Source organism: Acinetobacter sp. SFA (genome assembly GCF_001647535.1).
Lineage (GTDB): Bacteria > Pseudomonadota > Gammaproteobacteria > Pseudomonadales > Moraxellaceae > Acinetobacter > Acinetobacter pecorum.
The window spans coordinates 16,009-30,784 of record NZ_LSZI01000004.1; the positions used below are offsets into that span (position 1 = coordinate 16,009).

General features: G+C 40.7%; 13 protein-coding genes and 3 pseudogenes. 8 read left to right on the forward strand and 8 right to left on the reverse strand.

Features of this window, described 5'->3' with window-relative positions:
- Positions 1-341 precede the first annotated feature (341 nt).
- From AY607_RS03135 to AY607_RS03145, 3 genes are all read left to right on the forward strand, one after another.
- Complete coding sequence (locus AY607_RS03135; protein ID WP_005237341.1) at positions 342-557, forward strand: cold-shock protein; 216 nt, start codon at positions 342-344, stop codon at positions 555-557.
- Between the two features lie 111 nt (positions 558-668).
- A complete protein-coding gene (locus AY607_RS03140) occupies positions 669-896 on the forward strand; it encodes a hypothetical protein (protein ID WP_005168316.1) in 228 nt (75 codons plus the stop codon).
- 67 nt (positions 897-963) lie between these two features.
- Positions 964-1,161, forward strand: coding sequence for a hypothetical protein (locus AY607_RS03145; RefSeq protein ID WP_064095820.1), 198 nt, complete (start codon positions 964-966; stop codon positions 1,159-1,161).
- Positions 1,162-1,590: 429 nt separating this feature from the next.
- Here AY607_RS03145 and AY607_RS14955 read toward each other — a convergent pair.
- Together AY607_RS14955 and AY607_RS15295 are read right to left on the reverse strand one after the other, a co-directional pair.
- Positions 1,591-1,734 (reverse strand): annotated as a pseudogene (locus tag AY607_RS14955) (IS982 family transposase); the annotation flags it as partial.
- 94 nt (positions 1,735-1,828) lie between these two features.
- Positions 1,829-2,002, reverse strand: coding sequence for a hypothetical protein (locus AY607_RS15295; protein ID WP_205630793.1), 174 nt, complete (start codon positions 2,000-2,002; stop codon positions 1,829-1,831).
- A 1,020-nt stretch (positions 2,003-3,022) separates the two neighbouring features.
- On the opposite strand from AY607_RS15295, the pseudogene AY607_RS03160 reads away from it, so the two are divergent.
- The 3 genes and pseudogenes from AY607_RS03160 (at position 3,023) to AY607_RS03170 (ending at position 6,199) form a co-directional block, all read left to right on the forward strand.
- Positions 3,023-4,074 (forward strand): annotated as a pseudogene (locus tag AY607_RS03160) (linear amide C-N hydrolase).
- A gap of 151 nt (positions 4,075-4,225) precedes the next feature.
- Positions 4,226-4,471: pseudogene (locus AY607_RS03165) on the forward strand (transposase); the annotation flags it as partial.
- A 243-nt stretch (positions 4,472-4,714) separates the two neighbouring features.
- Positions 4,715-6,199: a carboxylesterase/lipase family protein gene (locus AY607_RS03170; RefSeq protein ID WP_064101753.1), complete on the forward strand. Its 1,485-nt coding sequence runs from the start codon at positions 4,715-4,717 to the stop codon at positions 6,197-6,199.
- 408 nt (positions 6,200-6,607) lie between these two features.
- On the opposite strand, the gene AY607_RS15365 is transcribed toward AY607_RS03170, so the two are convergent.
- The 6 genes from AY607_RS15365 to AY607_RS03200 form a co-directional block, all read right to left on the reverse strand.
- Entirely contained in the window at positions 6,608-6,889 is a 282-nt protein-coding gene (locus AY607_RS15365; protein WP_064101754.1) for a hypothetical protein, read from the reverse strand.
- A complete protein-coding gene (locus AY607_RS03180; RefSeq protein ID WP_064101755.1) occupies positions 6,886-8,445 on the reverse strand; it encodes a PepSY-associated TM helix domain-containing protein in 1,560 nt (519 codons plus the stop codon). Before AY607_RS03180 ends, AY607_RS15365 begins: the two co-directional genes overlap by 4 nt.
- A 3-nt stretch (positions 8,446-8,448) precedes the next feature.
- A complete protein-coding gene (locus AY607_RS03185) occupies positions 8,449-8,727 on the reverse strand; it encodes a hypothetical protein (RefSeq protein WP_064101756.1) in 279 nt (92 codons plus the stop codon).
- Between the two features lie 43 nt (positions 8,728-8,770).
- Positions 8,771-9,382: a DUF4198 domain-containing protein gene (locus AY607_RS03190; protein ID WP_064101757.1), complete on the reverse strand. Its 612-nt coding sequence runs from the start codon at positions 9,380-9,382 to the stop codon at positions 8,771-8,773.
- A gap of 71 nt (positions 9,383-9,453) precedes the next feature.
- A complete protein-coding gene (locus tag AY607_RS03195) occupies positions 9,454-11,610 on the reverse strand; it encodes a TonB-dependent siderophore receptor (RefSeq protein ID WP_064101758.1) in 2,157 nt (718 codons plus the stop codon).
- 510 nt (positions 11,611-12,120) lie between these two features.
- Positions 12,121-12,543 (reverse strand): OsmC family protein, encoded by a 423-nt coding sequence (locus tag AY607_RS03200; protein WP_064101759.1) that lies wholly within the window; start codon positions 12,541-12,543, stop codon positions 12,121-12,123.
- Between the two features lie 147 nt (positions 12,544-12,690).
- Here AY607_RS03200 and crp point away from each other — a divergent pair, with 147 nt between their 5' ends.
- On the forward strand, positions 12,691-13,398 hold the full coding sequence (crp, locus tag AY607_RS03205) for a cAMP-activated global transcriptional regulator CRP (RefSeq protein ID WP_064101760.1): 708 nt from the start codon (positions 12,691-12,693) through the stop codon (positions 13,396-13,398).
- A 176-nt stretch (positions 13,399-13,574) separates the two neighbouring features.
- Positions 13,575-14,624: an NADP(H)-dependent aldo-keto reductase gene (locus tag AY607_RS03210; RefSeq protein WP_064101761.1), complete on the forward strand. Its 1,050-nt coding sequence runs from the start codon at positions 13,575-13,577 to the stop codon at positions 14,622-14,624.
- Positions 14,625-14,776 lie beyond the last annotated feature (152 nt).

Consider the following 14,776-nt stretch of genomic DNA (forward strand, 5'->3'; position numbering starts at 1 on the left):
TATATAATCGCATTCATTACTTATCAAACTTGCTAGACTAGCATATTACATTATATTGTTACATTTACCATATAAATTTGATTTTATTTTATTTTTTATAAAATATAGGGTTTTTTATTAGAAAAATAAATATATATATTAAAAAACTTGATTATTTATATTTTTAGTGTATAGTTAACTTAACTAGAAAAAAGTCTTGTTTCGGTAGATCTTCTTTAAGTATCGCAGTTTTAGTCATAATCCTTCGTTTTTTCAGATTTTAAGTCGCTTCTTTATTATTTTCAAAGTTATACCTAGTCAATAAAATGACTCAAAATTATTAAAAATTAGTAGGATATATTATGTCAAACTCAAATGTTGTTAAAGGTACTGTAAAGTGGTTCAACGAAACTAAAGGTTTTGGTTTCATTCAACAAGAGTCAGGTCCAGACGTTTTTGCTCATTTTAGCGAAATCGCAAGTTCAGGTTTCAAAACCTTAATGGAAGGCCAAATGGTTGAATTCAGCGTAGCCCAAGGTCAAAAAGGACCGAATGCTGTAAATATTGTTGCTATTTAAGCAGTAGTAAGCAGTAATAAAAAGCACTCATGAGTGCTTTTTTTATAATTTAAAATTAAATTTTAAAGTTATTTCCAAAATTGGAAAATTTTCAGAAAAACAGGATTCAAGTTGTTAAAAATAAATTATTTAATTGCAAAAGCTAAAAATGGTACCGAAATTATTGTTTCATTAACTCCTCTAAATAAAATGCAAAGTACACGTCAGGGGTTAAAAACAATCGAAGTGGGTAAAAGAGTTCTTCTTTCATCGGGGATGGAGGTTGATTTAAATTTAGATGGCCGTACATTTTATACTTCTTTAAATCAGTTGTTTAAACTAGATCATAGAGTTGTTTAGATAAAAACACTAAAAATCAGATATTTATTTAAATAGTGTCTACTGTAATTTTATGGAAGGTATATACATGCTTAAACAGAGTATTAATGTTAAAGATCAGTTTGGGGTTAAACACACTATTCAAGCGACTGTGGATCATCAGTTTGCCAGTACTCGCTCTCATTCGAATATAAAACATATCACTGTTGATGGGGAAAATATTCGACCTAGTTTTGAAATGTTTTTTCAGAGTACTGTAAGTGGGAAAATTTTCAAAATTGCATAGATAGTACGAAGTTTAAGCTAGTATATTTTTCAAGTGTACTTTAAAAGTTAAGGCTAGCTTAGCCTCATTAAAAGGACTAATTTTGTATTATGCAAAATTAGTCCTTTTAATTTAAACTGGAATATTAAATCGTATACATAACCATTTCAAAAATAATTGTTTATGATTAAAATTTGGTGCAGCTACAGCATCTACTACTAGCCAGGATTTATTGAAATTTAATGTAAAATTTAATGGTTGATGTGCTTTAAATTCACCGATTTTATGGTCATGAAGTTCAAAGAAAAACCCCTTCAACCTTTCAAATTGAGTACTATTCTGAAAATTTGGAGATTCTTTTAAAAAGTTATAAATTTGTTCTATAGTTAATAAAGAGACTGTGTGGAACATTGTAACCTTTCATATGTTTTGTATGGTTTGATTATGACATATATAGACGTATTTAGTTTTTTTCTTTTGTGCCGTTCGAATTCTTACAGAATGACGACTTTGTTTGAGAAATTTCCAATAAGTCGCTTCAAATTTAAGAAATAAATCATCAATTATGCAAAATAATTCGTTACTATTAAACATCAGGACTAGAGTTGTGAGTTTGGTGTGGTAACTCAGCTGATGGCTCTAGCCCTCCTATGTTTCAAGTCAATTTCTTATCCGCTATTAGTGTTACTTAAAATAATTTACTTTTAGTCGCGGTTGAAGCTACCTGCGAGATGATTAACTGAGAGCTTATCACCGGATTAATTTCAGCAGTAAGGCCACCATTTTCAGGGCGATGATGGGCTTGTTTAAAGGCATCTGATTGGCGCCATACCTCAAATTGTTCCTGTGACTGCCAATACATATTGACACTCATTTCATCTCATCATGATCCTCTTGTTCTGAGACTAAAACTTCAACTTTTTAAAAACCATCAAAGCTTTGAAGAGGGCCTTCTTTGGTAAACATTGGGGCCATTTTTTTGCCCATGCCTTTTTTTACGCAAATACGATTAGTCACAACAATCATGAATTACTCCTCATCAGAAAGTAATAGATAGCTTGGAATATTTTAAAAATATATGCCGTTGTTGACACGTAAAAATATTTTATTTTGATAATTTAAATGATAATTATTGTTATTTAGGGGTTGGGTAATATGCTTACAAGATTGATTAAGATCACAAGAGTGGATTTATGAAGTCTGCATAAAATCTCTGATGAGCTGTGCATTTGGCATAGGTATTCAGGGTATTGCGTGTAGAAATCCCTGCAAAGAGAATGCTCGAGATCAGGATATTGCCGATGATTTCAGCATCCGAAAATTGCGGGGCAGTGTTTCAGCAACTAGCTTGTGATGGATCATATGGGCATACTTGAAGCATTATAGCCATTCCTGATTAAATTCCGTGGCCTTCCGTTCAATACTAAAAAAATTGTCCATTCGCCATCTATTGAAGTGGCAGGAAGAGTGGCTGCAGTTCAGGGCACTGAGTGCCGCTTCCTGCCTTTAAATAGAGAAAAGTCGAATAAAGTGTATCACCTGATTGGCATCGATGCCATATGTTGCCACTGACTAAGCGTTCATTGACAACGGCACACACCTTTGGCTAAATTTTTGCAAACATGTGGAAGTGATCATGGAGCGCGACATACTCGGTTAGTGATTCTCTAGACTGGAAAGGCCGCTGGTGCTGTTTGCGGGTCGTATCCTGTCGTTCAACGACAATTCGGGCCTCATCTTGCGACTGATGGCGGAACGCAAAGCAACCGGCAAGCTCAGGAGCGGGCTTGACATGATCATCTCTGCTGTTGCCGATATATATGTGTACTAGTTGGAGGAAATCTCAATGCGCCGAGCCTCACTAAAACGATTAGCCGCATGTATGTTGACATGCTGTGCCGTATTCGGAAGCGTTATTCCTACCGCGAATGCTTGTTCTCGCTTCGTTTATCTAGGTCAAGACAGTAATATTTTTACAGCCCGCTCGATGGACTGGGAGCAACCAATCTCAACCGATCTCTATATTTTTCCTAGGGGTATGGAGCGGAATGGCGAATTGGGACCGAATTCCATTCGCTGGACATCGAAATATGGATCAGTAGTGGCGGCTACCTACGATAATTCAACCAGTGACGGGGCGAACGAAGCGGGTCTAGTTGCGAATGTGCTTTGGCTGGATGAGTCAAAGTATCCTGCCTTTAAGGTAAATGATGCGCCTGGATTGACGATTGCAGCTTGGGCGCAGTATGCCCTTGACAACTTTGCAACTGTTGCTGAAGCGGTGGCCGCTTTTGAGAAGCAGCCGTTTACGATCGTGACCAATGCGATGCCTGGCACCCAATTCAAAGCGACTGTTCACCTGTCATTGTCTGACTCAAGCGGCGATAGCGCCATCATCGAGTATATCAACGGCAAGCAAGTTATCCACCATGGTCGCCAGTATCAGGTAATGACCAATTCTCCTACATACGACGAGCAACTTGCTCTGGCATCTTACTGGTCAGAAGTCGGTGGAACGGCAATGTTGCCTGGGACAAGCCGGGCCGTCGACCGTTTCGCTCGCGCCTCTTACTACGTGAAGGCAATTCCACCGAATGCCAAGCCGGAACAGCTTCGCTCCAGTGTCTTTGGCATCATCCGTAATATTTCTGTACCGTTCGGCCTCTCAACTCCGGGCAAATCGGAAATTGCGACCACCCGTTGGCGCACAGTGTTCGATCATAAGCAGCGCCTCTATTTCTTTGATTCCGCAATGTCACCGAATATCTTCTGGACCGATCTCAACCAGATTGACTTCTCGAAGGAAACTGGAAAGGTGATGAAGCTTGAGCTTGGAGTCGACCAGGAAAACATATTCTCAGGAAACGCAACCACAAGCACTACCGTGTGGCCAAACCATTTAAATTTGCCCCAGAGAAGGGAGCACAGAAATAATATAAGGTGTCTTTACAGTGTCCGTGGATGGAGTTAACCACAGAACTCAGATGCACCTCTGCCAGCAGCGCATGAGCAATTCAATGTGCTGCTGGACTGCCACCATTCTCCTAGGCAAATATTTTCTTTTGCCTAAGAGAGAACCTTATGAGTGGACAACAAGATACCCCTAGAATTTAAAGATGAAGCTGTAAACTTGATCAGTGAACAAGGATATTCTGTCACTGGTGCCGCAGAACGTTTAGGTGTATCCCAGCACAGCATTTATAAATGGTTAAAGGCCGTACTGCCTTTACGTAATAAACCTGATGCACATGAACTGCTCGAAGCAAAGAAAGAAATCCTACGCCTTAAAAGTCAGCTCAAAGAAACTGAAGAGGAACGGCGCATCTTAAAGTGAAAGCACAGCTTTTACGCCGTTTCGCCAGCCTTCCTGAGTAAAGTATCAGTTGACCCTCTAATACAGCCATCAATTTAAGATTAAAATGATATATCGGGTTATTTCAAGTAGCTATTTTTAGATAATTTACTGAAGGCTCATTATCTTTAACAAAAAAAATCTCTTTGGCTTTTAGCCCTATTGTATTGTTTTATCCTACTGAACCTAAATTATGCGGGGCAGAATCCAGGAGGAATACGAATGGAGTTTTTACACTGCAATGTACTAGCCCCCGTTGTCGATACTGAGGCGGGTAAGGTACAGGGTTACTGCACCGATGAGGGCATTAGCGTTTATAAAGGAATTCCCTATGTGGCTAACCCTTTTACCCCTGAACGACGATTTCAGAACCCCCAGCCCATGCAGCCCTGGCAAGGGATAAAAGCGACCGTATCTGACTGGCCCGTGCCACAGCCGGGAAGAAGTCCTACGCAACGGATGGTGGGGCGAGCTGGCGATTTAACTCTCAATATATGGCGGCCTGGCAATACTGAAGGAAAGTTACCCGTCATGATCTGGATCCCTGGAGGGGCGTGGATCAGGGAAGATGCCACGGAGTCTGTATATGACGGAAGCGTGTTTGCTAAAAAAGGGGTAATGGTCGTTACGGTAAACTATAGGGTGGGTGTGGATGGGTTTATGCATTTTGCTCAACGTCCTGACAACCGTGGTATCGCAGACCAGATCGCAGCACTTAAATGGGTTCAGCATAATATCGCGAACTTCGGAGGTGACCCAGACAGGGTGACGCTCTTTGGACAATCTGCGGGTGCAGGCAGTGTTGCCATCATTTTAGGCAATCCAGAGACCAAAGGACTTTACCAGCAAGCGATTATTCAGAGCCCTCCGATGCAGTGGCTTAGCCCAGCCGATGCAACCCGAATCACCCGGCAATTTGCCGACAATCTTGAGATTCCTGCCGATCCCGAAGCTGTGACTAAAGTACCTTTTGACGATCTGGTTCAGAATGTCCTGAAAGTTGGGGAGCAGATTAAAGATGCTACCCAATGGGGAAGGCTTTCTCTTGGAGGCACGACATTTTTGCCAGTTGCGGACTCTAAAATTATCGTTAGAAGCCCAATGGAAGATCTGGCGATGAATGACGGCAACCGAGTCCCTGTTATTGTGGGGAGTACTGACAGTGAGTACAGGTTATATTTGATGCCTGATAGCGGATTAAAAAAAATCACGACTCATGATGTGAACATGGTTATTCATGCGCTGGGTCTCCCTGCAGATGTATTTCAGGCTTATATAAAAAACAGTATCAGCGCGGAGAACCCGGGGGACGTTTATGCCCAGATCATGTCGGACTACACGTTCAGGATGCCAGCACTGCATATAGCACAAATTATGAGTCGTAATCAAAACACGTGGTTTTATCACTTTTCCTGGCGATCTCCAGCTTACAATGGCTTTCTGGGCGCTGCTCATTTTGTAGATGTACCGTTTACGTTCGGAACAATTCATACAAAAGAAGCGGAGAATTTTGTCGGTATTAATCCGCCGCAGTCTTTGTCTGACAGTATGAATGATGCCTGGGTCGGATTTGCTAAATATGGCAACCCGGGGTGGCCCAAATATTCAGACAAAGATAAAAAGACAATGTTTTTTGACACAAAAAGCTACCTGGGAACCTTGGGTGATCAACAAATCACGACCCTATGGGAAAATTTCAGGTTCTGATGATTACTCGTTGATACATAAGCTTAAGCTACCCTAATGTTATTGCACCACGATTATTATATGGTGAACAATATCAGAAATGAATTGGGCTAGATTGTGTTTATCCTCCATGAATTAATATAATTATTGATCAGTAGGTATTATTTTAAGTGAATTCATGAAAATAATGACTATATTTTTAAAATTAAGTATAGGTATGGTTTTTATCTACCCATATTTTTACTAAGATTGCGTAATTTACAGTTAAAGTTAAGCCTTTATTATTTTAAAGGCCTACAAAACTTGATCTGATTTAATTCTTTTATAATCTTAAGATATTTTTATAATTTAATGTGTAGAAGCATAATAGATTCATCCTTGATGATCAATAAATATTGTTTTTGCTAGTTTATAGCTAAGATCTGGATTCTATAATCTTCCTATCAAATTGTTTATTTTAAAAATAAAGATAAAAAGTACAGGGCTTAGCAATACCCATAAAGCCACAAAGCTAATACTGGAGCTAAACTGGGTACGTAATAAAAACATCGAGAGGAGTAAAAAACTACCAGCAGCGAATTTAGCATGGGTAGAGAAGTTCGTTAAAAAAGCATATCGAGATTTTCGGGTTTTTACGATCTGCTTTTCACTCACCGCATGAAAGAAAAAACAGCTTAGCCATAAAAGCCCCATAATTGCGATCCATATCATGTGGAAGACTCCTGCTGTGCAGATTTTAGTTTGGCCTGAATTTTATGCATCGCCTTTTGCTGAATGGGCGTAATTTTCTGGTGTAAAAATAGGGCGAGAAGTGCCAAGGCCCACAACATCAGATCAATATGCAGAAACGGCCAATAAGTCGCAAAAGAATCAATATATTGCAGGGAGACTAAATAATAAATATCAATAAGAGGAAGTATGAAGGCAGCACAAATCAGAATTTTAAGCTGCATTCTCCATATATGTTGCTGTGGGGTTACACATGCCAGGATAAAGCTGCCAAGCCAGATACTGAAAAAGCTATAAATCTCATAATTTGGTGCACCTTCAGGAACACTGATAAAACGATTCGCATAGAGATAACCCAGCATGGCAAGCGGCAAGCCAATAATTATGGTGATATTCAACCGGTTAACCAAATAGTGTCCGATATGAAACCGCGCTGATTTTTTCTGCATCTGTCGTTTCAGGCTCCACAGCAGCAGTCCGGATGCAATCATTGCGCAGCCTAATATGCCAGAGAAAAACAATCCTAAACGTAAAACAGGCTCGGCAAAACGTGCCATATGTAAACCATACATGCTGGCATTTAGTGTAGCAATTGCACTTTCATTTCGGGTATTTTCAAGCAATTTTCCGGTAGCAGCATTTAAGATGAGCTGTGCCTGATTTCGGGTAATGGAATGATCTTTGAGCTGAGTTAAGGTCATACGTGCCAGCTGGGTGTTGGGGTACTTGACCGTGATATTGTCAAATTCTGTCTGTCCCCAATGTTGCTGCGCCGTGGTGATGAAATGTTGAATTGGCAGCATCTCGGTTTTCACCGGAACCGTAGAGTTGGCCAATATATTGACTGTGCGAATTTCTTCAAAATACTGAAAGGGATTGTCCGGATACAGTTTTTTCATGCCGGAAGGCAACACAATATAAAAGAAAATCGCCAGCCCGGTAAATGTCATGGTCAAAAAGAACGGCAGGGCAATCACTGAACTGACATTATGAAAATCCAGATAGGAGCGTTGCCCTTTAAAGGCTCTTAAGGTAAAAAAGTCTGTCAGGATTTTTTTATGGGTAATAATTCCTGAAATCAGAGTCAGTAACATGATAAAGGCAGCAATCGTCACAATGAGGCGACCAATCGTGTAGGGCATACCATAGAGCTGAAAATGAAAATTATAGAAAAAATCTCCCCCTTGTGTGGCTGAGAGTTTTAACTCTTTGCCTGTTGAGGCATCCAGGGTTTTAACTTCATAGCCGCCATCTGCTTTTTGCCAGTAGACTTTATTCACAGGTGAGTCTTGATTGGCGACTCCGATATACCAGTTTTGGGCGTCCGGTGCATGCTGCTGTAAATAGCTGTAAGCAGATTTTAAGGCAGTTTCCTGATTGACTTGTATCGAGGCAAATTCAGGCTGCATCCATATACTGATCTCATGTCGGTAATAGGTGACGGTGCCTGTTAAAAAAATGGCGAAGAGTAACCAGCCAAAGCTTAAACCTAACCATGAATGTAACCATGCCATGGATTGACGGACAGATTTATGCATGGTTTAACCTATGAAGCGGGAGAAGAGAAATAAAATAAGTAAAGGAATCAGGCTATAGATAGAAAGCTTTTTTAAGCTTTGGATACAGAAGATTCCAATCACAAAACAGACATAAAAAATCAGGGCAGTAAAGGCGGCCAAATAGACAGACTCAGCTTTAGGCAAATAAGCTTGTAAAAAGTAAGCCAAATCGAGTGCGATTAAATAACTGCACAAGTAGCCAATACCAAAGGTCATGCCTAAGCGATAGAGAATGGCAAGTGGCTGCACTACAGACATCATATTTGGCCTTGAATAAATCTATACTGATGAAAATCTAAAAAATTTAATGAACAAAACTTAAAGTCGTTACCAGATACTGTTTTTTATAGGCCTGCTGATTCAACTTTCCTGCCTTGTCTGCTTCTTTGCCGACTTCAATGACATATTGACCTTTCCATGGCGTAGCAATGGTAATTTGGCCTTGGCTGTTGGTGGTGTATTTCTTTAGCCAGAATTGCGGGGAAAAGACTGTGATTTCAACATCAGCAGCAGGTTTACCCTGATACAGTACCGTAAATGTATTGCTGTTGATTTGGGTCGGGACAATATCCAGTTCTGACTCTGCTTTCAAGTTTTGTCTACCGGATTTGGCATGATAGCTCAGCAATGATTCTCCATAGATCAATTCATGACTGAGCTGGACATCTGTCTGGCCTTGGGTCGCATAGAGCAAATGATCCTGTTGCATTTGAGGACTAAAGGTCTTTCTAGACTGAACGGCCTTTGCCTGATTGAAAGACTTCAGGGCACCTTGCTGCGTTTCTTTAAGCTGTTCACTATATTCACCAAAGAAAGCATGAGTCTGCATATCTGTACCACGTTCCAGCCAAAGCATATGCGCCTGAGTTGAAAGTGTCATAGACAGTCCAATGGTCAAAGCGATCATTTTTTTCATTTGTTTTACCTGTTTTTGTGTATCTATCGATGATTTAGCCCTGAACATGTCGTCAAGGCTCAGTTTAAAAATTAATATTTAAATTTCACAGCAACGCTGTAATTCGCTGGTGCACCATAAAAACCTTGCTGATTCGGGAAATTGAACAGATATTTTTCATTGGTCAGGTTATTACCATTGGCTTGCAAGGTCATATGTTCATTCAGCTCATAGATGGCCATTAAGTTCACGAGTGCATAGGCATCCTGCTCAATGATTCCAGTGTTTTGGGTAATCACTCCATTGGCGGTTGCTTCAGGCACCTCCAGATAGGTCCGGTCCTGCCATTGCACCCCAAGGCCCAGTTTCAGTTTTGGAATTTGCGGCACCTGATAGGTGGTCAAAAGATTAAAAGATTGGGTGGGATTGAAAGTACGCGCATCGCCGCCATTGATTAGATCTTTCAGGTTAAATTGGGTATAACCAAAGCTTAAGTTTAAATGGTCGCTCAGTTGTCCCGCCAAGCCGAACTCATAGCCTTGGGAACGCAGGTCACTGACCTGAGTCTTGCGTAAAGTCGGAATACCATCAGAATCACGAAGTGGATAATTACTTTGCTCTGTTCTGAACACAGCCATGGTGGCGGTAAGCTTGTCATCTAGCCAGGAACTTTTCACTCCGACTTCATAGCTTTCACCTTCGATCGGTTTGTTAATGCTGCCATCCATTGCTTTGGTGGTTTGCGGACGGAAAATGGAGGTATAACTCAGATAACCTATATATTCAGGGTTAAAGTTATAGGTTAGACCGGCATAGGGTAAAACTTTATCTTCATCATAAATGATGTCGGTCCCATAACTGCTACCACTGCTCTCAGCCTGAACATAATTGGCACCTAAAAGAAGTTTAAGATCATCATTCAGATGTAGTCGGGTTGCAGCATAAAGACTTTGGTTCTTCTGTCGTATATGCATTTCACCACTGGTTTTCGACATATCCCAGGTTGGTTCTTCTGGTGTAAAGCTGGCTAAATCTGTGGTCAGCGGATTGGCAAAGCTGCCAGCATAACCCAATTCATCTAGACTATTCTTAGCCCAGACATAGCCCAAAGAGGCTTCATGGCGTTGTCCCCAAAGCGGATAGGTGCCGCTAAAACTCAGGCTGGCTTGTTGCTCTTTATTGTCATCAATATACATACCGGGATATAGGGTGATGCCTGAAGTGCCATTTGCGCCGGGTTTTCCAGACAGAAACAAGAGTTTTGAATCGCGTTTTGTGCGTTTTTCATCATAAGTCAGTTTGGCTGTCCAGTCGCCTGCCAGTTTTTGTTCAAGCTCAGCAAAGTAACTTTTAATATTATTATTCCAATACGTCCAGTCTGGACTGTAATTATAGCTTCGTGAATAACTGAGCTGCTCACCTTCGGTATTGATCAGCGGATTAGAACCCCAATTGACACCATTTGGCTTATGATTGGTTTCGGTATACCCAGCAGTCAATAGGGTCGTGTCAGTTACATCTGCTTCCAGAACAGCCCCTATGCCGTTCTTTTCCAGTTCATATCGATCCAGATAACTGTCGCCAGTCTGTTGATAACCAAATACACGGCCTCTGACTTTTCCATCCTGGGTGAAAGGAGAAGATACATCTGCTTCATAGCGCTGCGTATTCCATGAACCATAACTGGCATTAAAGGCTGCTTGAAGATCGAATGTCGGGCGTTTGCGAATCATGTTAATAGTTGCGCCGGGATCACCAATTCCATTATTTAAGGCATTCGCGCCTTTGACCACCTCTATACGGTCAAACAAAAAACTGTCTGGATTGTCATTATTATAATTATAGCCTTCGAGTGGAATGCCAACGCCATCGACCAAGACATTTGAAATCTCGAAACCTCGGGCAATGTAGGAGGTCCGTTCCGTTTCCTGATTACTGACGATAATGCCAGGGGTATTGCGCAGTACATCCCGTGTATTTGCCAAGGCAAAGTCATCTAGCTGCTGGCGGGTGATAACATTGACTGTTTGCGGCGTTTCCTTGAGTGGAATATTCAGTTTTGAGGCGGTTGACGAATTTTGGATGATATAGGCTTTGCTCTGTTCAGAGGTAAGCTCACTCTGTTCTGATTCAGCTGTAACGGTAATCGTCGGTAATTGCTGAGTATCATCGGCAAAACTTTGCTGTGTAATTAAAATCGAAAAACTGAGTAAAGATAGCTGAAATGATGAAGGAACGGTATAAGACATTTTAGTTAATGTAAATGATAATAATTATCAGTAATGTTATTGTTTAATGATTTTTAAAGCAATCTCAACATAACAGGAAATCCAAATTAAAAATGAGTTAATGATAGGGAAGTTGATAAATAAAACTTTGATGTCGGGAGAAGGGCAATAAAATATCACTATTAAAAAGGATGTTATTACCTTAATTTTTTGCTCCTGAACCCATTTTTTAGTCATTAGCCAATTACATTTCAGATACTGAATCTGGATGTAAACAGAATTTTAAGGTGTTTAAATGTATTGATGCTTTAAATGAATTTTCTACATATCATGAAGTTTTTTTAAATCACTTTCGTTTCTAATTCAGGTAAAGGCATTCAGTGCTTAGATTTAATTTAGTTAGAAGGATGGTAATGATCTTTCAGTTTAATGGGTATAAGAAAAGAACAAAGAGAGAAGTTCTGATTGATATTTTTTTGATATAAAAAAAGCAGCTCATCAAGGCCGCTTTTTTTTTGCAAAGTTTAAAATTTATTCAGCTTCGATAATTTCGTAGTCATGGGTGATTTCTACACCGCCATCAGACAGCATTTTGCTGGCAGAGCAATACTTTTCAGCAGAAAGTTCTACCGCTTTTGCCACCTGTTTGTCTTTAATCGCCTTGCCGGTAACCACAAAATGCAGGTGAATTTTCGTGAAAACTGCCGGAATTGTATCTGCACGTTCAGCTTTTAATTCGCAGCGTACATCGGTAATATCCTGACGAGCCTTCTTTAAAATGGTAACAATATCAAAAGATGCACAACCGCCCAGACCCGTTAAAAGCAGTTCCATAGGACGAGGACCACGGTTTTCACCACCGTATTCAGCTGAACCATCCATGATAAGGCTATGACCACTTTGAGTTTTTGCTTCAAAAGCAACATTCTCTAACCAATGAACGCTTGTTTGCATTGCAACTACCTAAAAAAAGCTATAAATTTGTCAAGTAACTGTACACTAACATAAATTGGGTTGATACGGAATTTCAATCCCACTGTGTGACAAGTTCACATTAGGTCTTGTGCGATCTATAAATTATCCATAATCGGAACTGTTAGCATGACTTCAAACTTTTCACAATTAAGCACTGATGCGCTTTCTCCGGGGCAATTACCAGAATCCGTGAAAGCACTTTTAAAACGTGCATATATTAATCGGTATCCAAAACGTACTACGATCATTGATGCAGGATCAGAATCTAAATCTTTGTATTTAATTCTGAAGGGGTCTGTATCTATCATCCTTCGTGAAGATGATGATCGTGAAATTGTCGTAGCATATTTAAATGCGGGTGACTTTTTTGGGGAAATGGGCTTATTCGAGGTAAATCCACAACGCACTGCGGAAGTTCGTACCCGTGATGTGTGTGAAATTGCTGAAATTACCTATGAAAACTTTCACGAAATTAGCAAGCAATATCCTGATCTGAGCTATGCGGTATTTGCTCAGCTGGTACGTCGCTTGAAAAATACCACACGTAAAGTGACTGATCTGGCATTTATTGACGTTTCAGGCCGAATTGCACGTTGCCTGATCGATCTGTCTTCACAGCCGGAAGCAATGATCTTGCCGAATGGTCGTCAGATTCGTATTACCCGTCAGGAAATTGGCCGTATTGTTGGTTGTTCCCGTGAAATGGTGGGTCGTGTACTGAAAACGCTAGAAGAACAGGGCATGATCGAGACGGATGGTAAAGCTATCCTGATCTTTGATGTTTCTCTAGAAGAGGCGTCCGAAGCAGTAGCCGATGGTGCCATAGACGAATAATCCAGATGTTAAAAAGCAAATCTCAGGATTTGCTTTTTTATTAGAGTTCCTTTACCCAATACATAAAAATTTAGAACAAGCTTCTCAGAAAAGATGATTTAAGTCCCCCTTATAATTCCGATAGGCTATAGCCGACTTAATCTCAATTCACTGAATAAAATTCACAGGAAGGTTTTATGCAATTCAAACCATTGGCGGATACTGGCATTCTTTTGCCAGAAATTTGTTTGGGCACCATGACCTTTGGTGAGCAGAACACGCAAGAACAGGCTTTTCAGCAACTGGATTATGCGCTGGATCAGGGACTGTATTTCTGGGATACCGCGGAAATGTATCCAGTGCCGCCAAAACCTGAAACGCAGGGTGCAACCGAGCGTATTATCGGTCACTGGATCGCTGCCCGCGGTGGCCGTGACAAACTTTTTTTAGCTTCAAAAATTGCCGGACCATCGCAAGGTGGTAGTCATATCCGTGATGGTCAAACCCGTTTCGTTGCCGATGAAATTTCAGCAGCCATTGACCAGTCATTGTCACGCCTGCAAACGGATTATATTGACCTGTATCAGTTACACTGGCCACAACGCCCAACCAATTTCTTTGGCAAACTGGGTTATGGCAATGCTGAAGCGGCAGAAGACCGTGCCGTGACCGATCTCGAAGAAACCCTGACCGCCTTACAGGATGAAATTAAAAAAGGCCGCATCCGTTATATTGGACTTTCCAATGAAACCCCGTGGGGCACGATGAAATTTCTGCACCTTGCAGAGAAATTAGGGTTGTCCAAATTCGTCAGTGTACAAAACCCATATAACCTGCTGAACCGTACTTATGAAATTGGCATGTCAGAAATTGCCCGATATGAAAACGTAGGTTTATTGGCGTATTCGCCTTTGGCATTTGGTTATTTGACCGGTAAATTCCGGCATGGTGCCCGTCCTGCCAATGCGCGCGTCACCTTGTTCTCACGTTTTAGCCGCTATAGTAATCCGCAAAGTGAATGGGCAACCGAGCAATATGCCGAGCTGGCAGAACAGCATGGCTTAAGTCTTACTCAACTGGCTTTGGCCTTTATCAAGCAGCAGTTCTTTGTAACCAGTACCATTATTGGCGCCACTAATCTGGAGCAGCTGAAAGAAAATATTCAGGCATTTGAAGTTGATCTGTCAGAAGAAGTCCTCAAAGGTATTGAAGATATTCACCGTCAGCAGCCGAACCCTGCACCGTAAATAAAATACCCTCCTTGTGAGGGTATTTTTTAACTTAAGCGTGAACTGGAATTTAAATAAAATAATTTAAATTATTACGCTTGAAATTAACTAGAACTATACCAATATTATTACTGATATATGTCCAATAATATAATTTAAGTTTTTGAAAA